This is a genomic window from Synechococcus sp. O70.2 (assembly GCF_047462135.1).
Classification (GTDB): Bacteria; Cyanobacteriota; Cyanobacteriia; order Thermostichales; family Thermostichaceae; genus Thermostichus.
The window spans coordinates 157347-179724 of the sequence record NZ_JANSIS010000004.1; the positions used below are offsets into that span (position 1 = coordinate 157347).

At 58.8% G+C, this 22378-nt stretch carries 26 protein-coding genes; 7 read left to right on the forward strand and 19 right to left on the reverse strand.

Annotated features, from left to right (window positions below; translation table 11 throughout):
* The 6 genes from NW812_RS06320 to NW812_RS06345 form a co-directional block, all read right to left on the reverse strand.
* Positions 1 to 642, reverse strand: coding sequence for a hypothetical protein (locus tag NW812_RS06320; RefSeq protein WP_414395057.1), 642 nt, complete (start codon positions 640 to 642; stop codon positions 1 to 3).
* A 109-nt stretch (positions 643 to 751) separates the two neighbouring features.
* Positions 752 to 1111: a hypothetical protein gene (locus NW812_RS06325; RefSeq protein ID WP_414395059.1), complete on the reverse strand. Its 360-nt coding sequence runs from the start codon at positions 1109 to 1111 to the stop codon at positions 752 to 754.
* Between the two features lie 309 nt (positions 1112 to 1420).
* Positions 1421 to 1873 (reverse strand): hypothetical protein, encoded by a 453-nt coding sequence (locus tag NW812_RS06330; protein WP_414395061.1) that lies wholly within the window; start codon positions 1871 to 1873, stop codon positions 1421 to 1423.
* 58 nt (positions 1874 to 1931) lie between these two features.
* Complete coding sequence (locus tag NW812_RS06335) at positions 1932 to 2642, reverse strand: hypothetical protein (protein WP_414395063.1); 711 nt, start codon at positions 2640 to 2642, stop codon at positions 1932 to 1934.
* Positions 2642 to 3151: a mannosyltransferase family protein gene (locus tag NW812_RS06340; protein WP_414395065.1), complete on the reverse strand. Its 510-nt coding sequence runs from the start codon at positions 3149 to 3151 to the stop codon at positions 2642 to 2644. Before NW812_RS06340 ends, NW812_RS06335 begins: the two co-directional genes overlap by 1 nt.
* Before the next feature lie 67 nt (positions 3152 to 3218).
* On the reverse strand, positions 3219 to 3701 hold the full coding sequence (locus NW812_RS06345) for an NAD(P)-binding protein (RefSeq protein ID WP_414395067.1): 483 nt from the start codon (positions 3699 to 3701) through the stop codon (positions 3219 to 3221).
* A gap of 95 nt (positions 3702 to 3796) precedes the next feature.
* On the opposite strand from NW812_RS06345, the gene gshA reads away from it, so the two are divergent.
* Positions 3797 to 4933 (forward strand): glutamate--cysteine ligase, encoded by a 1137-nt coding sequence (gshA, locus tag NW812_RS06350; protein ID WP_414395069.1) that lies wholly within the window; start codon positions 3797 to 3799, stop codon positions 4931 to 4933.
* Positions 4934 to 4983: 50 nt separating this feature from the next.
* Here gshA and NW812_RS06355 read toward each other — a convergent pair whose 3' ends face one another.
* A complete protein-coding gene (locus NW812_RS06355; RefSeq protein ID WP_414395155.1) occupies positions 4984 to 5334 on the reverse strand; it encodes a phenylpyruvate tautomerase MIF-related protein in 351 nt (116 codons plus the stop codon).
* Positions 5335 to 5420: 86 nt separating this feature from the next.
* Between NW812_RS06355 and NW812_RS06360 the strand changes: the two genes are divergently transcribed.
* Positions 5421 to 5852, forward strand: a complete 432-nt coding sequence (locus NW812_RS06360) for a RidA family protein (RefSeq protein ID WP_414395071.1) — start codon at positions 5421 to 5423, stop codon at positions 5850 to 5852.
* 15 nt (positions 5853 to 5867) lie between these two features.
* Here the strand turns inward: NW812_RS06360 and yidD are convergent, their stop codons facing one another.
* Complete coding sequence (gene yidD, locus NW812_RS06365; RefSeq protein ID WP_414395073.1) at positions 5868 to 6146, reverse strand: membrane protein insertion efficiency factor YidD; 279 nt, start codon at positions 6144 to 6146, stop codon at positions 5868 to 5870.
* A 68-nt stretch (positions 6147 to 6214) separates the two neighbouring features.
* On the reverse strand, positions 6215 to 7249 hold the full coding sequence (locus NW812_RS06370; RefSeq protein WP_414395074.1) for an adenosine deaminase: 1035 nt from the start codon (positions 7247 to 7249) through the stop codon (positions 6215 to 6217).
* 332 nt (positions 7250 to 7581) lie between these two features.
* On the opposite strand from NW812_RS06370, the gene NW812_RS06375 reads away from it, so the two are divergent.
* Positions 7582 to 9174, forward strand: coding sequence for an NAD(P)H-quinone oxidoreductase subunit 4 (locus NW812_RS06375; RefSeq protein ID WP_414395156.1), 1593 nt, complete (start codon positions 7582 to 7584; stop codon positions 9172 to 9174).
* Positions 9175 to 9198: 24 nt separating this feature from the next.
* Here NW812_RS06375 and NW812_RS06380 read toward each other — a convergent pair whose 3' ends face one another.
* Positions 9199 to 9762 (reverse strand): Uma2 family endonuclease, encoded by a 564-nt coding sequence (locus NW812_RS06380; RefSeq protein ID WP_414395076.1) that lies wholly within the window; start codon positions 9760 to 9762, stop codon positions 9199 to 9201.
* A 43-nt stretch (positions 9763 to 9805) separates the two neighbouring features.
* Positions 9806 to 10543: a rhomboid family intramembrane serine protease gene (locus NW812_RS06385; protein WP_414395078.1), complete on the reverse strand. Its 738-nt coding sequence runs from the start codon at positions 10541 to 10543 to the stop codon at positions 9806 to 9808.
* 158 nt (positions 10544 to 10701) lie between these two features.
* Between NW812_RS06385 and NW812_RS06390 the strand changes: the two genes are divergently transcribed.
* A complete protein-coding gene (locus NW812_RS06390) occupies positions 10702 to 11376 on the forward strand; it encodes a response regulator transcription factor (protein WP_414395080.1) in 675 nt (224 codons plus the stop codon).
* Between the two features lie 4 nt (positions 11377 to 11380).
* Here the strand turns inward: NW812_RS06390 and NW812_RS06395 are convergent, their stop codons facing one another.
* The 5 genes from NW812_RS06395 to NW812_RS06415 are packed head-to-tail and all read right to left on the reverse strand — an operon-like array spanning position 11381 to position 15298.
* Positions 11381 to 12568: a GNAT family N-acetyltransferase gene (locus NW812_RS06395; RefSeq protein ID WP_414395082.1), complete on the reverse strand. Its 1188-nt coding sequence runs from the start codon at positions 12566 to 12568 to the stop codon at positions 11381 to 11383.
* Between the two features lie 26 nt (positions 12569 to 12594).
* Positions 12595 to 13242 carry an LON peptidase substrate-binding domain-containing protein gene (locus tag NW812_RS06400; RefSeq protein WP_414395084.1) on the reverse strand — a complete coding sequence of 216 codons (648 nt, stop codon included), beginning with the start codon at positions 13240 to 13242 and terminating at the stop codon, positions 12595 to 12597.
* A gap of 53 nt (positions 13243 to 13295) precedes the next feature.
* Complete coding sequence (gene ruvC, locus NW812_RS06405) at positions 13296 to 13823, reverse strand: crossover junction endodeoxyribonuclease RuvC (protein ID WP_414395085.1); 528 nt, start codon at positions 13821 to 13823, stop codon at positions 13296 to 13298.
* Complete coding sequence (gene pgsA, locus NW812_RS06410; RefSeq protein WP_414395087.1) at positions 13780 to 14349, reverse strand: CDP-diacylglycerol--glycerol-3-phosphate 3-phosphatidyltransferase; 570 nt, start codon at positions 14347 to 14349, stop codon at positions 13780 to 13782. Before pgsA ends, ruvC begins: the two co-directional genes overlap by 44 nt.
* Positions 14350 to 14365: 16 nt before the next feature.
* The gene (locus NW812_RS06415) at positions 14366 to 15298 is read right to left on the reverse strand and encodes a nucleoside hydrolase (RefSeq protein WP_414395089.1); all 933 of its coding nucleotides are present in this window, start codon (positions 15296 to 15298) and stop codon (positions 14366 to 14368) included.
* A 179-nt stretch (positions 15299 to 15477) separates the two neighbouring features.
* Between NW812_RS06415 and NW812_RS06420 the strand changes: the two genes are divergently transcribed.
* The 3 genes from NW812_RS06420 to kaiC are packed head-to-tail and all read left to right on the forward strand — an operon-like array spanning position 15478 to position 18274.
* Complete coding sequence (locus NW812_RS06420; protein WP_414395091.1) at positions 15478 to 16365, forward strand: circadian clock protein KaiA; 888 nt, start codon at positions 15478 to 15480, stop codon at positions 16363 to 16365.
* Between the two features lie 2 nt (positions 16366 to 16367).
* Positions 16368 to 16670 carry a circadian clock protein KaiB gene (gene kaiB / locus NW812_RS06425; RefSeq protein WP_414395092.1) on the forward strand — a complete coding sequence of 101 codons (303 nt, stop codon included), beginning with the start codon at positions 16368 to 16370 and terminating at the stop codon, positions 16668 to 16670.
* A gap of 14 nt (positions 16671 to 16684) precedes the next feature.
* Positions 16685 to 18274, forward strand: coding sequence for a circadian clock protein KaiC (kaiC, locus tag NW812_RS06430; protein WP_414395094.1), 1590 nt, complete (start codon positions 16685 to 16687; stop codon positions 18272 to 18274).
* Positions 18275 to 18297: 23 nt separating this feature from the next.
* Here the strand turns inward: kaiC and glmS are convergent, their stop codons facing one another.
* The 3 genes from glmS to NW812_RS06445 form a co-directional block, all read right to left on the reverse strand.
* The gene (glmS, locus tag NW812_RS06435; RefSeq protein ID WP_414395096.1) at positions 18298 to 20145 is read right to left on the reverse strand and encodes a glutamine--fructose-6-phosphate transaminase (isomerizing); all 1848 of its coding nucleotides are present in this window, start codon (positions 20143 to 20145) and stop codon (positions 18298 to 18300) included.
* Between the two features lie 73 nt (positions 20146 to 20218).
* Positions 20219 to 21445, reverse strand: coding sequence for an MlaD family protein (locus tag NW812_RS06440; RefSeq protein ID WP_414395158.1), 1227 nt, complete (start codon positions 21443 to 21445; stop codon positions 20219 to 20221).
* Positions 21445 to 22182: an ABC transporter ATP-binding protein gene (locus NW812_RS06445; protein ID WP_414395097.1), complete on the reverse strand. Its 738-nt coding sequence runs from the start codon at positions 22180 to 22182 to the stop codon at positions 21445 to 21447. Before NW812_RS06445 ends, NW812_RS06440 begins: the two co-directional genes overlap by 1 nt.
* Positions 22183 to 22378 lie beyond the last annotated feature (196 nt).

A 22378-nucleotide genomic window follows, 5' to 3' on the forward strand; every position in this document is an offset into this window, starting at 1 on the left:
CTATACCTCCTCAGGCAACAGCAAGGGATCCCGGCCAGAAATTGCCGCCAGGCTTTCCTCAGCGGCCCGACAGGCGGCCAGAATGTCCTGCTCTTCTCCGCCCAAGTACACGCGGCCAAAGCTGCCAAAGGGCATTACCTCGAGGATGTTGATCCGGGCCGATTTTTCTGCCTCGTTGGCGGCCAGGGGAGCATAGCCTGCCGGCTGCACCTCCAGGATGTAGAGGGTTTGGCCCGCTAGGAGCATCTGGCCGCGGCGGAAACGGTTGATCAGCTGAGTCTGGTGGGGATCGATGTTGCGGATAATTTGGCTGGAGATGATGCGCGGCCTTAGGCGCTCCTTTTCGCTTACCCCCAAAGCCGCTAGGATGGCCTGCCCAGCCGTGCGGGTATCCCCCTGGTTGCTAGAGTGAACCTCCAAGAGGCCGTAGAGGCGCTCCACCACCTGTAACCCTGGCCTTACCGAGGTGGCTTTGAGGGCAATGTCCATGACGCGGTTGATCTCAATGCCGGGGGAGATTTCGACCCAGAGGGAAGTGTCCCCTGGCAGGGGCAAGAAGCCCTGGGCCACCGTGCCCAAGTAGGCGGCGTACTGGGGCTGGAGCCGATCCAAGAACACGTAGCTGCGTAGATCAATCCCCAAAGGAGTTCCCCCCTAGTCGCTTGGGCTCTGTAGGATGACAACCTGGGAGTGGATCCCTATCTTCAGTCTCGCCTGGTCCGGCCAGCTTTGGAGAAGGGGGTTGGCGGGACTACAGGTCGCCCTGGGTCACTCCTTTCACCGGGCTCAGGGCTTCCAGAATGAGAGCCGCATCCACTTCCTCCAGAAAGCGCTGGGCCGCCGATTGGCTGTTTCCGACTGATGGTAGCTGTGAGGCGAGGGCCTCTGTCAAATCCGCCACCAGCTGGAGGCGCAGATGGCGACGCCTTTCCCCCAGCGGCTGGAGCTGCGGAAACTCCTCCAGGATAGGAGCGGCGGCCTGGACATGGGAAGCCTCGACCAGAGCTGGCAGGTGGCTAGCGGCCCAGTCGGCGTGGATTAGCAGCCAAAGGGTAGAGATCCCTTCTGGGCCATAGCGAGCCAAAGGATCCAGCAAAGCCGACTTCGCCAAAGGTCAGGGAGCTGTGTAGCCCAGGTGGGTAGCTAGGATCGGCACTTTGCTAGCCTGCAACAGGAACTCCACCCAGCCGGGGCGGCCACGTAGCGGGTTTGCCGCAGCAGCAACAGCAGCAAGTCCTCTTGAGGATTGGCTGCGGGGTCTCGAGCGGGCTGGATGGTCCCTTTCGAAGGCTGAACCAAAATCGGTCACCTGCTTCCCTCCTACCTAGCCGACCGGCGACAGACCTGAGAAATGGCTAGATCCACAAGGGCTGAAACTGGGGATCCCGGAGGCGCAGGGCTGGCCACGATCCCAAGCATCTCAAGGCCGCCGCAGCAGCAGGATTGCCGTCACCATCAACAGCGTTAACAACAGGCAAAGAATCAGGAACCCACTGAGCAACTGCGTTTGACTGGGGAAGAGCACCGCGCCAAAAAAACCTACAGCCAAAACAACCCCCAAGCTAAGGGTCAAGCCCAAGAGCATGGATCCCTGGAGGGTATTTTCCCGCCGCAGCACCCATTGCTGGCCGTTCCAGAACCAGATCTTGCGGTAGGGATAGGAAACACCCAACTGTTCAATGTGCAGGCGGTCGGGGGTAATGGCGAAGATATGCTGGCAACGGCTGCACCCGAAGGCCTCAGTTAGGGTGATCAGGCGCAGCTGGCCTTGCTGGTAACACGGGCAGGGGTAGATCTTGGTGGGCTCGATGGGCTGAGCCACCCGCAGGGACGATTTCCGCCGAGGCCACTTGCGGAGAGAAGAAAACGCCACAGCTCTCAGTTGGTGAGAAGTCGGGATCCCTCACATCTTAATCCCTAGCCAGGTTGATTCAAGCTACCCAGAGATGGTGGGCATAGCGCCAAGTGAGGATTTGGTTGAGGGCGAAAAAGATGAAAGCCAAAAGCACATACCCCAGCTTTAGGGTATTGCCAAGATAGGGCCGGATCCGTTCGGGGATGAAGCTAAAATCGGTGTACTTAGCCCAATGCACCAACGCCAATACCTGCACGATGTGAACCGGCAAGCAGTAGCGGCTCATGCTTCGCTGACCCACCGCACTCCCCCCTGCTAGGGCAATATAAAACATCGACCAAGCGGCCAAATGAAACCCCAGCCTCTCCTGCCAGCACTGACTTTTACCAGCTGTAGCGCTGATCCCATCTATCAAACCAGTCACCAGTAGGGATCCCAGGGTGAGGGGAACAAACAGTTGACTGAGAGAAATTGCCCATATCTGGTCTCCCAAAGCCCTAGAAGGGGAAAACAGGGATTGCCAGTGGTCAATAGAAAAAAGGGGAGTGTAGGTGTGCGCTTGAACAATGGCTAGGTAATTAACAAAGCTGGAACCAAAGTAAGGCTGCATTTTCATGTAGAGATCCCAGCTTCCAAAGAAAAGCTGACAGTAGAGAAAAAAGCCTAGGCCCCCCAGCAAAGCTAGGCTCACTGTAGCCAGGTTCCAAAGCCAACGTCGGGATCCTAACCAGAGATTGAGAAGCGGAATCAAGGCTACGGGCAAGCCAACAATGCGAGTAGCACTCATCACCAAGCCGTGACCCCGGCTAGCAGCATCAGCAGAGGACGCTCCCAGTGAATTGACCAGTAGAGAAAACCCAACAAGCTGGCTACAAACAAAGATTCGCTGTAGCCCACACACAGATAAAAGCTAGTGGGATAGGCCAGGATGAGCAAACTTGCCAAGATTTGCCAGACCAGGGGAATTTGCCAGCGGCGGTAAAACAGGAAAAGGTAAATCCACATCAGCCAGCAAAAGAGCTGAGCGGCGAGGTAAAGCCCTACCTCGGGTTCGATTCTCAACAAGCGGCTGATAGTAGCAACAGCGAGGGGATAGCCGGGGAAGAAGGCCACGTTGCTCTGCTCGTAGGCAATCTTGTCGAAGCCCAAAAACTGATAACCCTGCCGCACGATGCCTAGATACCAATGGCTATCCCACTGAGTTAGGCCCTTGAAGATGGAAACATAATCGCTTTCCTTACTCCAGAGCGAGATCATGAAGATCTGCAGCACCGTCAGGGCCAAACTGGGCAGCAAGATTTGCCATAAGAAAGGGGCAAGATGTTGCCAACTTGGCTGCAACAGCTGACTGAGTTGCTTCAATCTATTCTTGGTAATCATTGTCGAAGTTCACCTGCCAGATCCTGTGGCTATAGAGCTGGGTGCCAAATTTGCCCTTGACCCAATCGGCAAAGTTGCGGGGAGCTGGCCGCGGAATGAGTTGTGCCCAAAGATAGGAAAGGACAATGGGCAGGCTTTCCCACCACCCCACTTTGCGCAGGACTTCCCAAGCTTGAATGGGGTACTGAAAATATTGCTTGCGGTAGTAGATGCGGGTAAGCCGCCGGACAGTTACTTGTTCGGATCCCAAAACCTGGTTCCACAACTCCAGCACCGCTGGGATCTTGGTAAAAAACCGGTGCGGGCCATAGTCGAGAATGAACCCCTGGTAGCGAATGCTTTTGGCCAAGCCCCCGACTCCCTCTTCTCGTTCCACTACCACCACGGGGAAGCCTAGCTGGGTCAAGCGGTAGGCAGCCGCCATGCCCGCCGGCCCTGCCCCCAGGATATAGATGGGATCCCGCATCTGGCCTTGCGCTTGCCTTCAAGCCTTGCCGACATTGTAGTACTTGCGAAACCCTGGGAAAATGGGCAGAGAAGGCTGCGGCTGGAGGCTGGCCTGTGCTGTTGACCAAGGGCTTTGAGGTAGAAATGTACACCGGCACCGCTGCCGGGGAAGTGGTGGGGCTGTCGGATCGCATCTGCCGAGCTCTGCCGGGGTTTATGCGAGAACCGGATCGGCGCAACGTGGAGTACATCACCCCACCCCTTCGCCGCTACGAAGATCTGCTCTGTGCCCTCCTTCGGCCCCGCCTGCAACTGCGGCAGTTTTTGCGCCGCCTGGGCCCTTACACCCTCTTGCCGGGGAGCACCCTGGCTTTGGGCGGCAGCGACCACTTTGAGCGCTCGGATCCGGGCAACCCCTACCACGACTACATCGAGCACACCTACGGCACGCGGGTGGTAACTGCCAGCATCCACATCAATGTTGGCCTGCCGGATAGCGAGGCCATTTTCCTCGCCTGTCGTCTGCTGCGGGCGGAAGCCCCTCTTTACTTGGCCCTAAGCGCTTCTTCCCCTTTCCTGGACGGCCAAGTAACGGGCTATCATTCCAGCCGTTGGCAGGTGTTTCCCAAAACGCCAGCTCAGGTGCCCTTCTTCCGGGATCACGCCCATTACATCGCCTGGATGCAGGAGCAACTGGCCCTGGGCACAATGCAGAATGTGCGCCACCTCTGGGCTTCTGTGCGGCCTAATGGTCCGGAGCGGCCCTACCATCTCAACCGGGTGGAGCTGCGCATCTGCGACCTGGTGGCGGACCCAGTGATGGTCCTGGCCATTGCTGCCTTGGTGGAGGCCCGCCTCTGGCAATTGCTATCCCAGCCGGAGGTTCTGGATCCCTTGCAGGGGCCCTTTACCCCAGCGGAGCTGGAGAGCCTTTGCGAGGCTAACGAGCAAGCTGCCGCCCGCGAGTCCCTGCAAGCTCGGCTGATCGATTGGCGCACCGGCCGCGAACGCTCAGCCCAGGAGTGGATTGAAGAGCTGCTGACCGAAGCCTGGCGCATTGGCCAACCCCAGGGCCTGGGCTGCTTCTTGGCTCCCCTGCAAACTCTGCTCCAGCGGGGCAACGAGGCCCAGCGCTGGCTGCAGCAGGTCAGCCAGGGATCCACCCCTGCCCAGGTGTACCAACAGGCCATCCAAGAGCTAGAGGACCAGGATCGAGAAAGACAAAAAACCCTCTGCCAGCTTGTTGGTTAGGTTCTTGCCAACGGCAGCCGTCCCTCGTTTCAGTTTTCTTGGGCGGCATTTCATCCAAAGGTTGTGCCATTCCATCCCCAGAGGTAGCCCTTGGCCTCAGTGAACTCGATGAAAATCCTCTTCTTCGGGATCCCCAAAGCTGCCTCGATGGCGCTGCAAAAAAACTCACTCATGGCCCGGGTTTGCTCGGCGGAAAATTGACCCACGCTCTTGATTTCCACGTAGCAGCAGGGATCCGCACTGCCGCCAAAGGTCATCGGGATCCCTCCTTCAAAGGCAGTCATCACGTAGGCTTCCGGCTTGCCCACCTGTTTGGCCAGAGCGGCAGAGAGCGACTTGAGCAGCTCCTCCACAGCGGCAGGTTCAGGCTGCAGCGGCGTTTGCAACTTAATTAAGGGCATAGCTGCTTCTTTTGGCCGACGAGTAGATCTTGCCATTGCCGGGGATCCAGCTGTGGTAGGTTAGCTGCAGAGTTCCGCCAATCCCCATGGAGCAGAGGAAGCCGGTCAGTTCTAAGCCTCAAGCCGGGGCAGGTCCCCGGGAGGTGCGAACCGAGGCTGCTCCTGCCCCTGTAGGTCCTTACAGCCAGGGCGTTGTCGCTTCCGGGCCTTTCCTGTTTACTGCTGGCCAGTTGGGCTTGGATCCCAAAACCGGCAGGTTGGTGGGAGAAGATGTTGCCTCGCAAACTCGGCAGGCGCTGCTAAACCTAAAGGCGGTGCTGGAAGCGGGGGGAACGTGCCTAGCCAATGTGGTAAAAACCACGGTTTTTTTGGCGGATATGAAAGACTTTGCCGCCATGAACGAGGTTTATCGAGAGTTCTTCGCCACCGAGCCCGCACCAGCCCGCTCCTGTATCCAGGTGGCCTGTCTGCCCCTCAATGCTTTGGTGGAAATCGAGGCGGTGGCCTGCTACCGATAACAGCAACTGAAGCGTTCAGTTGCGGCTGGGGCGACAGTTTTCGTCGGCTGCAGATCCCGGCAAGTCAGGCACTGGATCGTAGCCCCCTGGGTGCCAAGGATGGCAGCGGCAGAGGCGGCGGATCCCTAGCCAACCCCCTCGGATGGCCCCATAGCGCCGCACCGCTTCCAGCATGTATTGGGAGCAAGTGGGGTAGTAGCGGCAGGCAGGCGGTAGCAGAGGGGAAATGGCCACCTGGTAGCCTCGGATTAGGGCGATGAGGCTACGGGTCAAGAGATCCGATGGTTCCCGCATGGGCAAACCCTTACCTAACGGCGGCGTTAAACCTTGGCTTACAGGCTACCCAGCAATCCCACTCTGTTCTACAAAGCCACTAAGGAAGCCGATGCCGACCGCTGGAGCTCCGACAACAGCAGAGCTGGGTATTCTTTGTAAGGCCAGGCAAAAGCGTGGCGAAAAGCCGCCTCCTGGCAACGTTTAAGCTGATCGAAATCGATGATGTCGTGGGTCAGTAGGTTCTCGTACTCAAACGGCAGACGCACATTGTGCAAGCCGGCGTTGTCGGTGCAGATGGCGATATCCACCCCCGCCTCAAAGCAGCGGTCAAAGACTAGCTTAAGGGGCTCCAAGCTGGGCAGCGTACCCGTCTTCAGGTAAGTGGTAGGACAGACCTCCAGGCATTGGCCTCGCCGCGCCAGCTCTGGCAGCAGCTCTGGGTAGTGGAGAGGGATCTGAATGCCATGACCAATCCGCAAGACATAGGGCAACAGCTCTGGATAACAGCCATCCAGCGTCTCATAGAGGTGGGCAGTAGTTTTGAGGCCACGGGCCAGGGCATACTTGAAGAGCTCAATCCACTCGTCCATCCGCTCGCCGTAGGCCTTATCTCCTCCGGCCAGGTCGATGCCACTGACATACTCCGACTCAGCAGCCGCCTCGACCATGGCGCGGTTGATGTGGCTGGGCAGGCGGGAGTGCAAACACACGATCTGGGTAGTGATGATGGGATATTCTCGCTGCTGGCAGGCCTGCCCCACTATCTCAATGACCTGCCGCATCTGCTTGAGGCGATCGGCCTCGTCCAGCTTAGGATCCGTGCGTAGGTAGGGGGTGTAGCGAATTTCCAGATAGGCCAGGTCTTCAAAGACATAGGCCCCCCGGATCAGGCGATAGACGAAATAGGGTAAGCTCTCTAGAGTCTGCACCTGCTCCACCAGGGTGTGCAGCTCTAGGTACTCTTCCAGGGTGTTGCGGGGGCGGGTGTAGAACTCCTCAAACTCGGCGTAGTCGGGAAAGCGTTCTGCTAGGGGAGAGCCGTGGCGATGCAGGTAGCGCCACAAAATCCTAGGAACAACCGAACCGCCTAGGTGGCGGTGCAACTCCGCATGCAGTGCCATACCTTGAAGCTTCGCCTGGAGCCACCCCTGGAGCAGACTTGGCTTGGTTGTTAAGTACTGTTTCTGCTTATTGTTATCCAGCAGCAGTGGCCTTGTCCAGGCCCAATTGTGCAGGGTTGGCTGACCAGGGATCAGGCAGTGAGGCTTGGGAGGGGCACCGGTTGGAGCATCCCCGGCGACGAAGAGCGAAGGAGCCTTGAGTAAGATAGTCCTGGAGGTTTACTGAGCCGAGATACTGATGAAGGGCTGTTGGCTGTAGCCGACAGCAATCTTCCTGGAAGGGTGTGGCACGAACTTAGCGTAACGAGGTTATCTTCATGGCGCTGCCCAGCTTGCACGAGTTTCCCTGGCTGACCACGGTCATTGTCTATCCGGTGGTGGCCGCCCTCTTCATTCCGGTGATCCCGGCGCCGGCGGGGGATCCCACCACCCGGGCCTATGCCCAAAAGTTGGCGGAGCGGATCCGCTGGTTTGCCCTGTTCGTTGCGGTTACTGACCTGCTCATCCTGCTGGCTGGATTCTATGTGGGCTACGACCCCAGTCAGACGGGCTTGCAACTGCTGGAGCGCTACACCTGGGTGCCCCAGGTGGGCTTGAGTTGGTCAGTTGGGGCTGATGGCCTTTCCATGCCGCTGATCCTGCTCACGGCCTTTGTAACCACCCTCGCCATCTTGGCCGCTTGGCCGGTTACCCTTAAGCCGCGCTTGTTTTACTTTCTCATGTTGGCTATGTACGGCGGCCAGATTGGGGTGTTCGCCGTGCAGGACATGCTGCTGTTTTTCCTGATGTGGGAGCTGGAGCTGATCCCGGTGTATTTGCTCCTCTCCATCTGGGGGGGACCTAACCGCCTCTATGCGGCTACCAAGTTCATTCTCTACACCGCCCTCAGCTCCTTGTTTATCCTGGTGGCGGGCTTGGCTATGGCCTTCTACGGGGATCCCGTCAGCTTTGACATGACGGATTTGGCTAGCAAAAGCTATCCACTGAACTTCCAGTTGTTGCTCTACGGAGCTTTCCTCATTGCCTATGGGGTGAAGTTGCCCATTTTCCCCTTGCACACCTGGCTGCCCGATGCCCACGGCGAAGCCACGGCACCCGTTCACATGTTGCTGGCCGGGATCCTGCTCAAGATGGGGGGCTATGCCCTGATGCGCATGAACGCGGGCATGCTGCCGGATGCCCACCTTTACTTTGCACCCGTCTTGATCGTGCTGGGGGTGGTGAACATCATCTTTGCTGCCCTCACTTCCTTTGCCCAGCGCAACTTGAAGCGGAAGATCGCTTACTCCTCCATCAGCCACATGGGCTTTGTCCTCATCGGCATCGGATCCCTAACGGAGATCGGCATGAGTGGCGCCATGCTGCAGATGATCTCCCACGGGCTCATTGGGGCCAGCCTCTTCTTCTTGGTGGGGGCCACCTACGACCGCACTCATACCCTGGAGCTGGAAGAAATGGGCGGCGTCGGCCTAAAGATGCCCAAGATTTTCTCGATGTTCACCGCCTGCTCGTTGGCCTCTCTGGCGCTGCCCGGCATGAGCGGCTTTGTGGCTGAGCTGATGGTCTTTGTCGGCATGGCCACCAGCGATGCCTACTCCCTTCCCTTCCGGCTGGTGGTGGTTTTCCTAGCCGCCGTTGGAGTGATCCTGACTCCCATCTACCTGCTGTCGATGCTGCGCCAGATCTTCTTTGGCCCGGAAAACAAAGAGCTCACCGAACACGAAGAATTGGTGGATGCCGAGCCGCGGGAGGTGTTCATCATCGCCTGTCTGCTCATCCCTGTCATCGGCATTGGGCTTTACCCCAAGCTGGTAACTAGCCTCTACGACCAGTCCACGAATGCCTTGGTGGCCCTGCTGCGGCAGGAACTGCCCCAGGCCAGTGGGACAGTTGCCCAAGCTCCTGCTCTCTCCAACAGCCGTTGAAGGAGGTAGCTGCCTTTTGCCGGCTTAAACCCGCAGCCAGCCAAACAATGTCTCGATGCTCAGTTGGATCCCTTGGGCAAAGGCGGGAACGGGGATAACCTCTTGGGGATCCTCATGCACTGTCGGCTGTTGCCCGGCAGGGTAGACAAAAACAACCCTTTCTTCGGGAGCTACGATCCACCCCATTTGGCAGCCGTGGGCCAAGCCGATCAAGATTTTTTTGACCAGCTTCACTTGGTTTTGATCGGGAGAGAGGATCTCGATCACCCAATCTGGGCAGAAAGGTATGAGGTTTTGAATAGTGCCGTCTTCATCCACAGGGATCCGCTCCCAGACGATTACAGAAATGTCGGGCACAATTGCATATCCGGCAAAAGTGCAGCGTAGCTCTGGAAAGGCCATCCCTAGTTGAGGAGGCTCCAACAGCTCGTTGATGAAGCTGCCCAGTTTTAGTTGGAGACGGCTATGTTTTGCTTGTGGCATCGGTTTTTGGGTAATTTCTCCTTCCATGAACTCGCTAGGAGGCTCAGTTTCCGGCTGCTGTAGAAACTCCTCCAGAGTTAAAGACTTGTCAGGTAGACTGACCATGCTTTTTTCCTCGCAAGTTGCCTTTGGAATCTGACAGTCAGAGCTACAGATCTAAGTCTGGGTAGTGCTGCTGGCGGTCATAGGGGCTTTTGCCAGCAAACAGCCCCATCAAGGGCCCCAAGATGAGGCCAAACACAAAACCTCCGGCATGGGCCCAGTAGGCGATCCCTCCCCCCTCCATGCCAATATTGATAGGAGTCTGCAGGCTAGCAATGCCATAAAATGCCTGTTGCACAAACCAAAAGCCCAAAAACACCCAGGCAGGAACATAGACGGTTGTGGTAAAAAGGCCCAGGGGCACCAAAGTCAGGATCTCAGCCTGGGGAAACCGCAGGATGTAGGCTCCCAACACCCCCGCAATAGCCCCACTTGCCCCCAGCGAAGGGATGGCGGACTCCATATCGAAAAACCACTGAGTTAGGGCGGCCAAGGCTCCACAAGTTAGGTAAAAAATGAGGTAGCGCACATGGCCCAGGCGATCCTCGACGTTGTTGCCGAAGACCCACAAAAAGAGCATGTTGCCGCCAAGATGCAGGAAGCCCCCATGCAAAAATTGTGAGGTGAATAGAGTTACCCATTCGGGGCGCAGCGAAGAGGTGATCTCGCCTCGGAAGCTGGCTGTTAGTTCCGCTGGCACCACTGCCCACTCTCGGAAAAAGGCCACCAGTTCTTGCGGGGATAGGGTAAGCTCATACACAAAAACCAGGATGTTGATGAGGACCAGGGCATAGGTAACATAGGCCGGGCGGGTAGTGGGGTTGCGATCTTGGAGGGGTACCACGGTTAGAATCCGGTTGACATCACCCTCTAGCCTAGCTCGATAGGTCTTCCCCGACCCAGCTTGAGGCTACACTAGGGTAGCTTGCTGGTAGGATCCCTAGACTGCAGGGGTGTGCTTGCTGTCCCTCACAGCTGACAGTGGATTTGAGGAGAGGATTGATGTCTGAGGTTGAGAGCCGAACTGCCCCGCTTAAGTTTTTGGTGGTCGAGGATCATCCCGAGGTCGCCCAAAACAATTGCGAGTGGCTACAGCGGATTGCAGCCGATGCCCAGTGCATTGCTGTTGCCAATCCGATGGACGCCATCCGGCGGTTGCAGCGGGAGCAGCCAGACTTGGTGGTGGCCGACTTGCTATACGGTCAAACCACTGGCGAGCAGTCTGCCGAGCCAGGCCTAGAGTTGTTGCGCCATATTTTTGAGAACTACCCCACCCTGAACGTGATGGTTTATTCCAGCGAGCCCCTGCTGCTAACTCCCCTGGTGGGCCTAATCAGCAAGCACCAGGGCGGATTTGCCGCCGTCAACAAAATGGAGCGGCGCAGCGTCTTCCTGGAAGGGGCCAAAAGTGCTCTCAACGGGGAATTGCGCATGCCGCGAGAGTTGCGCGGCCTAACGAAGTTGACGGAGCGGGAAATTGAAGTCTTAAACTTACTCTGCAAGGAGGCCCTTACTGACCAGGCCATTGCTGACCGCATCCACACGAGCAAAAAGACCGTACAAAACTGTATTCAAAGACTCAAAGAAAAGCTTGATATCTTTGGGTCGGAAGATGAGATCAATGCTCGCGTTGCCATGTGCATGGCAGCAGTTCAGAGAAAGCTCATCCAGTGGTAGTTGTTTAGCCTCGAGTGAGGGTAGACAAAGAAGGCAGAATGTCTTCTCGAAAGGGAACCTCGTTCTGATTGACTCTCTCCAGCTCGGCCAACACGAGGGGATTGACGCGGTTTAAATAGGGCACCAAAACCTGCCCTAGCCGTGGACGATAGAAGCGGTGGTAGCTATACACTGGCGTGGCTGGGAATCCCCGTCGGATCTTATGGGATCCCCCGGCTCCGGGATCGAAGTTGCGGATCCCCTCCCGGATGGCTAGGGCAATGGGCTCGTAGTAGCACACGTTAAAGTGCAAGAACTTCACCTCTTCTCGGCAGCCCCAGTAGCGCCCAAAGAGGCGATCCCCTTTGCGGACACAAAAAGACATTCCTATCACTTCTGAATCTCGCTCTCCGGCTACTAGCACCAGTCGCTGCCGGTAGTTGGGATAGAGGGATTCAAAAAAGCGGCGGTTAAGGTATTTGCTCCAGTTCCAAAACTGAGCGCAGGTGTTGCTGTAGAAGTCGTACATGAGAGAAAGTAGACGCGGCGTGATTTCCTCACCGGTGTAGACCTTGAGTTCTATGCCGCTTTTTTCCATGGCGGCCCGCTCTCGCTTGATATTGCGCCGCTGGTTGGCGTTGAACTGGCTCAAAAAGTCTTCGTAAGAGCGGTAGCCAGGATTGTGCCACTGGTAGTTGTGGGTAATTCGGGGGGTGAATCCGTCGGCTTCTAGCTGGGATCGCCACTCCAAATCCACGTAGAGCAGGCTGAACACGGAAATATCGTTCTCTTGGCAGAAGCGATCGATGGCGGCCAACATCAAGGGCCACACCTCTGCCTCTGAGTAGTCGGGGTGGACAAGAGGGCGATAGCCGGTGGCCGGCGTAAAGGGAGCCATGCCGATGAGCTTAGGGTAGTAGCGTTCCCCCAGTCGAGCGGCCACAGCAGCCCACTCCTGGTCAAAGACAAATTCTCCCTGGCTGTGGCTTTTCAAATACAAGGGAGCCGCCGCAATCAGCTGCCCCCCCGCCTCCACAAGCAGGTGACAAGGCAGCCAACCCGTGTTGCGGCTGGCACAGCCGGAAGCCTCTAAGCTGTATAGCCACTCGTATTCCAAAAAGGGAGAGGTGCGCTCCGTTTGCAGAGCGTGCCAACTAGAGGCAGGGATCTGGCGGATATCGTGACACCAGCGCACTTGCAAGCCCGTTGACATTGACCTGCTCCGCTTTTTGGGCAACTTCAAGAACTCTTGGAAAAGAGATCCTTGAGGGCAGTGCGGGCAGCCAAGTGCTTGCAGGCGGACTCGAGGATCTCGGCTTCCCGCCGCAGCCGAGCTTCAGTGCTGACCATTTCCAATAGCGCCTGCTGATCGCGAGGGGCTCCATGGAAGTGGCTAGCAACCCAGTAGGATAGCTCTACAGGGTCGGTGGGCAACGAGTCTGGCAGTGCCGCCTCCCGTTCCATCAGCTTGCTGGAGAGGCGCACCACCTCCTGGAGCAGAGTAGAAACCTGAGCGACCAAGTCTTGAAGATCGCCCTGGGGGGGCTCGTCCTCAATCCACTCCACCAGCCCAATCCGGAAAGGCTTTTCCCGCACGTAGTCCAGCACGCGGAAGCGCTGCCGTCCCACGGTCATAATATCCATGCGGTCGTCCGGCAGCCTTTGCACCTGCACCACCTCTGCACAGCAGCCCACTTGGACAGGGGATCCCTTTTGGGGATCGAACATCAGCACCCCAAAGCGCCGATCCGTCTCCAGGATGGTGTTGAGCATCATGCGATAGCGGTACTCAAAAATGTGCAGCGGCAGGGGACGGCCTGGAAACAACACCACCTCTGGCAGGGGAAATAGGGGCAGCTCGCAAACATCCACAGAAGAGGAAGGCATAAGGCTTTTGTATTTTGCGCTCCTGAGTCTAGTTTAGCGATCCCGAAAAAGCCCTAGGCAAAGCGGTGGTGCCAGAGGGTGATGGCAAGGGCTAGGGCATCGGCAGCGTCGTCGGGACGGGGTAAGCAGGGCAGGTTGAGCTCGCGGGCCACGGCAGCCTGTACGGCCTGTTTGTCGGCGCGGCCATAGCCTGTTAGGCTTTGCTTCACCTGGGCGGGGGTAAACTCCACCGGCACTAGCTGATGCTGGGCCAAGACGAGCAAAATCACCCCCCGCGCCTGGGCAATGGGGATGGTGTTGCTCATCTTGTAGAAAAAGAGCTTTTCCAGGGCCACCTGCTGAGGCTGCAGCTGCCGCAGGAGCTCCCTCAAATCCTCGTAGAGAATCTGCAGCCGTTCGTGGATGGGCTGCTCCCCGGGCGTGCTGATGATGCCGTAGTCCAGAGACTGGAGACCATCGGCTCTGGCCAGAATGCAGCCAAAGCCCACCGTCCCCAAGCCGGGGTCGAGGCCGAGGATGCGCTGCTCGGGGAGGTTGTCAGGCCAGGGAGTCTTTTGCGGGGGAAGAGGTTGCGGCGGCATGGTTGCTGCGCAAGTAGATTAGCCCCGAAATCAGGGTAAGGGCCACCGCCACCCAAAAACAGGGGATCCCACCCGGCCAATTGAGGATTAGCAGGGCGATGGCCAGGATTTGGACTGCCGTCTTGGCTTTGCCCCAGAAATTGGCGCTGTGAACCTGACTTTGGTTGGCCCGCCAGCCAGCGATGGCTAGCTCTCGCCCCACCAACAGGAAAGCCCCCCAGGCCGGGATCCGCCCCAGCTCCACTAGGCCCAGCAGCGGCGCCAGCACCAGCAGCTTATCCACCAAGGGATCCAAGACCTTGCCGAGGTCGGTGACCAGCCCATAGCGGCGGGCCAGGTGGCCATCCAGCCAATCGGTTGCCGCTGCCCCTAGAAACGCCCAGAGGGCCAGTCTTTCCCCCTCTGGGGATCTCAGGCTCAGTCCCCCCAGGATGAAGGGGATCCCTACTAGGCGCAGCAGGGTAAAAGCCGTGGGCAGGTTTAGCCACGCCGGTTTGCCAAAGGGAGCTGGGAGGGTCTGGCTCATTGTTTTCCTCATTTAGCTAGCGATAGCGGCCCAAGCGCTCAGTGAGCAGGCGGTAGAACCCTTCTGCATCCACCCCAAAGGCCACCTGCACGTTGGCCGGGCGGCCGCTGAGGCCCCAGCGATCCACCACCGTCCGGCCCAGGTTGAGCGGGCTGACGGTATCCACCTCTACATAGCAGGGTTTGAGCTCAAACAACTGCGGCTGCAGGAGGTAAGCAATGACACAGGGATCGTGCAAGGGCCCTCCCGGTAGGCCGTAGCGCCGGACATCAAACTTGCCGTAGAAGGTAAGCATGTCGGCCACCGTTTGCCCAACGCGAGTGCCCAGAGCGCGGATGCGCTCGATCCGCTCTGGGGTGCTGAGGACTTGTCCGGTAACATTTAGGCCGAGCATGACGACTTCGGGGATCCCGGCACTGAGGACAATCTGGGCGGCGTGGGGATCAGTGAGGATGTTGAACTCGGCAGCCGGCGTGACATTGCCCTCAAAAGCGGATCCTCCCATAAACACCAGCCGCCCGATGCGCTCCACAATCTGGGGCTGCTGCACTAGGGCCACCGCCAGGTTGGTCATCGGGCCCAACAACGCCAAGGTTACGGGCTGCTGCGCCCCCCTAAGGGTCTCCATGAGAAACTGCACCGCGTGCTGGGATCCCAGCGGCATCTGCGGCTCCGGCAAATTGGCCCCGTCGATCCCGCTTTTGCCGTGCACCTCCTCCGCGGTTTCCAAGGGGCGCAACAGCGGGCGGGGACAGCCGGCATAAACTCCCACCTGCGGGCGGCCGGCCAACTCGCAGATCTGCCGGGCGTTGCGGCTAGTCTTCTCCAAAGAGACGTTGCCGGCTACCGTGGTAATGCCCAGCACCTCTAGCTCAGGCGAGGCCAGCGCCAGCAGCAGGGCTACAGCGTCGTCTTGGCCAGGGTCACAGTCGATAATCAAAGGCAGCATGGGGCACCCCCCGTGTAGGCTTCTTGAGCGCGAGGCAGATTCCAGGCCGTTTAGGAAGATTTAAGATTAGAGACAGTTCTTATCGTTATATCCTGTTGGAGACCAGCGCCTATCCGCTGCACGTTTGCTTTTTGCTCGCCTGGGAGCCGGCTGGAGGAAAGCAGCTGGCGCTAGAGGTTTTGCTGCCGCCAGACCGTTTTGTCACTGAGGTTTTCCAGGATCCCCAGACTCTCCTGGAAGCCCTGCAACAGGAAGAAAGCCATCCAGACTGCCTGGTGCTCTTGGTAGCCTTGGAGCGGCTACCCACGCTGGAGGCGCTAGGCCAACAGCTCTGCAAGCAGGGGCTGCTGTTGCCAGCCGTGGTGGCTATGGTTGCAGAGGCGGCAGAGCTCCAACCAGAAAAAGCTGCCAGCCCCCCCGCTGAGCCTCCCCTTTCTCCAGAGGCCAGAGCTTTGCTGAAGCGAGAGCAATTTTTCTACCACAACGCTACCCTGGTTCGTCTTGTCTCGCCCCAAGAGCTGCTTTGCCCCCCGACCCCGACTTCCCCTTCCACCTTGGAGCTGCTTGTTAGTCGGGCCATTGCCTTCTTTCTCCAGGTTTCTCCCATCTGCAGCTTGCCCCCAGCCCTCCCCCACCCCGAGGACAGTTACCGGCAACAGCAGCGGCTGGCAGAAAAGCTGCGGGAGCGGCTGGGCTATGCCGGGGTGTACTACCATCGGGATCCAGCCCTGTTTTATCGCCACCTGCCCCCCGAGGAGCAACAGGCCCTCATGCGGCGGCTGCGCAATCTTTACCAGGCCATTGTCTTGGACTATTTCCAATCTCCTGAGACGGTCAATGCCCGCATTGACGAGCTGGTGGCGCTTGCCTTTTTTGCCGACATCAGTGCTGCCCAACTCTTGGAGCTGCACATGAACCTGATGGAGGATTTTGCCAAACAACTGAAGCTGGAGGGTCGCAGCGAAGAGATCCTGCTGGATTACCGCCTCACCCTCATCGACGTGATGGCTCACCTCAGTGAAATGTACCGCCGCTCCCTTCCCCAACCTGCTCCAAGAGATCCCTAGCCATGTCCAGTCGCAAAGCCTATGTCCTCAAGCTCTATGTGGCGGGCAATACGCCCAGTTCTCTGCGCGCCCTCAACACCTTGCAAGAGATCCTGGAAAAGGAGTTCGGCGGCGTCTACAGCCTGAAGGTAATCGATGTCTTGAAGAGCCCGCAACTGGCAGAGGAGGATAAGATCTTGGCGACACCAACCCTGACCAAAGTTTTGCCGCCGCCGGTACGGAAGATCATTGGCGACTTGTCCAACCGCGAGAAGGTGCTCATCGGCCTAGATCTACTCTGCAAAGAAGCGGACGAAGAGGATTAAGAGGAGAGAGTAGGATGAGCCAGCCATTGGAACCTTCTGGGCCGGAAAACCTGCAGGAGAATGCTGCCGAGGAGATCCTTAGCCGCCGCAACGGCAGCCCAGAGCTGCGCGGGATCCCCAAGAAGCAAACGGGCATCGAAGGTTTTGAAGACATCAGCCACGGCGGCCTGCCCCTGGGGCGCGCCACCCTGGTCAGCGGCACCTCGGGTACGGGCAAGACCCTGTTTGCCTTGCAATTTATCTACAACGGTATCGTCAAGTACCAAGAGCCGGGAATCTTCGTTACCTTTGAGGAAACCCCTGCCGACATTATCCGCAACGCCTCCAGCTTTGGCTGGGATCTGCAGGCCCTCATCGACAAAGGTCAGCTCTTTATCTTGGATGCTTCTCCAGACCCGGAGGGCTACGAGGTCAGCGGCAACTTCGATTTGTCTGGCCTCATCGAACGCATCCAGTACGCCATTCGCAAATACAAGGCCAAGCGGGTTGCCATCGACTCGGTGACCGCCATCTTTCAGCAGTACGACCCTGCCGGCGTGGTGCGGCGGGAGCTCTTCCGCTTGACGGCCCGCCTCAAGCAGGCCAACGTCACCACCGTCATGACCACGGAGCGCACGGACGAGTACGGCCCGATTGCTCGCTACGGGGTGGAGGAATTTGTCTCCGACAACGTGGTAATCCTGCGCAACATCCTGGAAGGAGAGAAACGGCGGCGCACCATCGAGATCTTGAAGCTGCGCGGCACCACCCACATGAAGGGCGAATATCCCTTTACCATCACCAACGAGGGGATCAGCATCTTCCCCTTGGGGGCGATGCAACTTACTCAGCGCTCCTCCAATGTGCGCATCTCTTCTGGAATTGAGAAGCTGGACGAAATGTGTGGCGGTGGCTTCTTCAAGGACTCAATTATCCTGGCCACCGGCGCCACGGGAACTGGCAAGACTTCGCTAGTGAGCAAGTTCCTCGAGCGGGGCTGCCTGAATGGGGAGCGCTGCCTTCTCTTTGCCTATGAAGAGTCGCGGGCGCAGCTTGCCCGCAATGCCTCTTCCTGGGGCATCGACCTAGAGGGGTTTGAACGGCAGGGCCTCCTCAAGATCATCTGCGCCTACCCCGAGTCTGCTGGTCTGGAAGACCATCTGCAGCGGATCAAAGCGGAGATGATGGCCTTCAAACCTTCCCGCATGGCCATTGACTCCCTCTCGGCGCTGGCGCGGGGCGTAAGCCAAGATGCTTTTCGGCAGTTTGTTATTGGTGTAACTAGCCTAGCCAAGCAGGAGGAGATCACTGGCTTTTTCACCAACACTACTGACCAATTCATGGGATCCCACTCCATCACTGAGTCCCACATCTCCACCATTACCGACACAATTATTCTGCTGCAGTACGTGGAGATTCGGGGCGAGATGGCGCGGGCCCTCAACGTCTTTAAGATGCGGGGATCTTGGCACGACAAGGGCATCCGCGAGTACGTCATCTCCAACTCGGGCATTGAAATTCGCGATTCCTTCCGCGGCTACGAGCGGATTATCAGCGGATCCCCGACCCGAATCAGTGTGGACGAGAGAAGTGAGCTTTCCCGAATTGTGCAAAACCTAGATTAGGTGAAAGGTTCACCAAACGCTGCTCATTCAACCGTAACCGACTTGGCCAAGTTACGCGGCTGATCCACGTCGGCTCCCCGGCGGAGGGCCATGGCATAGGCAAACAACTGCAAGGGGATGACGTTCAAAACCGCTGACAGCAGAGGAGTGGTGCTGGGCACCTCGATGACGTGGTCGGCTTTCTCCCGCACCTGGGTATCTTCCGGGTTAATTAGAGCAATGACCCGCCCGCCCCGCGCCCGCACCTGCTCGATGTTGGAGAGCATTTTTTCGTAGACAGGATCGCGGGTGGCAATGCACACCACTGGCATGCGCTCGTCGATGAGAGCAATGGGGCCGTGCTTCATCTCCCCTGCTGGGTAGCCCTCGGCATGGATGTAGCTCACTTCTTTCATCTTCAGCGCCCCCTCTAGAGCAATGGGGGCATTGACCCAGCGGCCCAGGTAGAGCATGTCGGTGACATGGTGGTACTGTTCCGCCAGGTGGTCGTAGAGGGCGGCGTCTTTTAACAAGAGGCTGATCTTGGCTGGCAGCTCGATCAAAGCTTGCAGGTGGGGTTGGATCTGGGCTGGGCTGAGGATCCCTTTGGCCTGGGCCAGTTGCAGGGCCAGCAGGTACCCTGCCACCAACATGCCGGTAAAGACCTTGGTGGAAGCCACGGCGATCTCCGGCCCGGCGTGGATGTAGATAACCCCCGCATCCGCCAGGCGGGTGGCCTGGGATCCGATGGCGTTGACGATGGCTAGGGTGGGGATCCCTTGGCTACGGGCCTCGCTCATGGCTGCCAGCGTATCCACCGTCTCGCCGGACTGGGTAAGAGCCAAAAGCAGGCTGTGGGGACGCAGCACCGGCTGGCGGTAGCGAAACTCGGAAGCGTAGTCCACCTGCACCGGGGTGCGGGCCAGGCTCTCAATGAAGTACTTGAGCACCAGGCAGGCGTGCCAGGCAGTGCCGCAGGCCACAGCGTGGATCTGCTCCACCTGAGCCAGTTGCGCTTCTGTCAGGGCCAGCCCCTCCAAGTTCACCCGGCCTGCTTCCAGATCCACCCGCCCCCGCAGCGTCTCGGTGATGGTGCGCGGCTGCTCGTGGATCTCTTTTTGCATGAAGTGCTTGTAGCCGCCCTTGGCCGCCGAGACCGGATCCCAGGCCACTGTAAGGGGGGTTTTGCGCAGCTCCTCGCCGGTAATGCGCTGATAGCGCACGCTGGAGTCGGTGAGGATGGCCATCTCTCCATCTTCCAGAAACACCACCCTGCGGGTGTGGCGGATGATGGCAGGCAGATCTGAGGCCACAAAATTTTCCCCTTCCCCCTCCCCAATCACCACAGCCCCGGCATTGCCCAGGCGGGCGGCAATCAGCCGATCCGGCGCCTCCCGATCCAAAGCCACCACGGCATTTCCCCCCCGCAGCCGTCCCATCACTTTGCCAAAGGCCACCTCAAAGGATCCCAGCTCCTCGACGTAGAGACCGAGCAGTTGGGCAATGACTTCGGTATCGGTTTGGGAGCGAAAGGTAACCCCTCGCCGCAGCAGCTCTTCCTTTAGCTCCAGGTAGTTCTCCACAATGCCGTTTTGAATAACCACGACGCGCCCCTGGACGTCGCAGTGGGGGTGGGCATTTTCTTCGCTAATGCCGCCGTGAGTGGCCCAGCGGGTATGCCCAATCCCCACCTTGGCTGTGGGCATGTTTGTAGTGAGTTTCACCACCAGGTTGTGCAGCTTGCCGGTGGCCCGCACGATCCTCAAGCCTTCTTCTGGATCCACGGTGGCAATGCCTGCGGAGTCATAGCCGCGATACTCCAAGGTGCGTAGGCCCTCCACCAGAATGGGGGCAGCCCACTGAAAGCCCACATAGCCGACAATGCCACACATTCCTCACACCTCAACCCTGGTCGACGGCGCGGCGTCCTATACCCGCAAAGCCTACCCCAGCTTCGGGATCCCTTCAATGGCTTTTGCCGCTGCTAGGGGAGCGGATCTCGGCAGGGATCTTGGCTTCCTCTTGGGGAACCGGCTGCTGCCCCATAGGGGCGAGGGTAAAAGAAACGGGCGCGACTTGGACGGCAGCGGGCTGAATCCCGTTGTTGGAAGGGGCGCTGGAAACCAAGTTGCTCAGCCCCAACACCAGCTCTCGCAGGGCGCGGCGAAACTGGGGATCCCCGGTAAGCTCGTCGATGTCAGCCGTGATCTTTTGCACGTTCTGAAAGGAGATGCGGGCGGAGTCCAGGGTTTGGCGCAAGGTTGCCAGGGTGCCCGGGTCGCTTAGGGCAGCCGCAAGCTGCCGCAGATCCTCAGTGGCCTTGGCCGCGTTCTCCGCCGTTACTCGCGCCCCTACTAGGATCTGGCGCACCTCCTCCTGCAGTTGCGGATCGGTAAGCAGCGGGCGAACCGCGCTCGACATCGCCTCCAGATCGGCGCTCACCTGCTGGATATTCTCTAGGGCGGCCTGGAGCGAGGCGCGATTTTCTAGAAGCAGGGCCGTGAACTGGTCGGCAGCCTCCTGGAGACTTGCGGCAGTTTGGCTCACTGCTCTAGCCGCCTCGGTGAATTGCAACAAGTCCAGATCTTCCGTGCGCAGGGCTGCCACCCGCTCTTCCAGGGTTTCCGAGAGGTTGGCCACGCTGTCGGCAACGCGGGTGATCCCTTCTAGGGTGGCGTTAAGGGTGCTAAAAACCTCATCATCGTCAACCCGTGCAAGCAACCGCTCCAGGGGAATCAGCAACTGGCCAAAATCCACCCCCGGTGTGCCCTCCACCACATCGCCATCGCAGATGATTTGGCTGCGGTCGCAATCGGCAGCTAGGGGGGATCCCACTGCCCCCTCGACACTCCCCCTAGGCAAGATGTCCACCACCGTCTCCCCCACCAACCCTGTTTGCTTGGTAATAAACAGAGCATCGCGAGGGATGATCAAGGGCTGGTCGATGGCCACCTGGACCTCCACCTGAGCTGCCTGAGGCACGATGCGCTCCACCCGGCCCACAGCTACCCCCCGCAGCCGCACGCTAGAGCCCTCCGCCAGGCCGGCCACGCCGGGATAGGTGACGGTAAACCGAAAGCCGCGGCTGCCAAAGCGCAGGTTGTAGATCCACAGAAACAGCCCGGCAAAGATCAGCGCCCCCGCCAAGATCAACAGGCCCACTGCCCCTTCTCGGATGGCTCGCGAACGCATCACACCTGCCCTGCCACTTGAATTGGCCCTTCTACACTACCGCTGAAGAATTGCCGCACAAAGGGGTTGTCGCTCGTCTCAATCTCTTGCACGGATCCCTCCCACTGCACTCGCCCCTGGGCCAAGAGCACAACGCGGTCGGTGGCACGGTAGATGGTGCTGTGCTGGTGGGTTACGACGATGTAGCTCTCGCAAGCTTTTTTCACCTGTTGCAGATCCCGGATGAGGTCTTCGATTACGGTGGAAGCAATGGGATCCAGGCCCGCCGTGGGTTCGTCGTAAAGCAGCAGTTGCGGCTCGTCCTGGGGCAGAGAGGGATCCTCTATGATGGCGCGGGCAAAGCTAGCCCGTTTGCGCATCCCCCCAGAGAGCTCTTCCGGCAGGCTGTTCTCCTTACCCGCCAGCCCCACCGCCTCCAGCTTGGCCGCCACCAGTTCCCGAATGCGGGCTCGCGGCAGCCGCGAGTGCTCGTAGAGCAAAAAACCGACGTTTTCCTCCACCGTTAGGGAGTCGAATAGAGCCGCTTGCTGAAATACCATGCCCAGCCGCAAGGGGGGAGTGCGGTGGCCGGCCTGAATCTCTGGCAGGGGGATGCCGCACCAGAGCACTTCGCCAGCGTCGGGCTCCGTTAGGCCCGCGATGATGCGCAACAGGGTCGACTTGCCAGTGCCGGAAGGCCCCACCAGTCCTAGGGCATCGCCCCGGTACACTTTGAGGTCAATCCGATCCAGCACCACCGTAGCCCCAAAGCGCTTAGAGACCTGCCGCAGCTCTACCAGAGGGATCGGCTCGTCTACCTTGGCTGGAGAGTGTCCACCCTCTACCCCTGCTGGGGGCTTCTGGTGGTTGTCCTTGCTTGTGGCAATGGCTTGCTGGCAGCACTTTGTCCACCACTTCCGGCAAAACTGCGGAATCAGGGTACGTTCCTCCGGT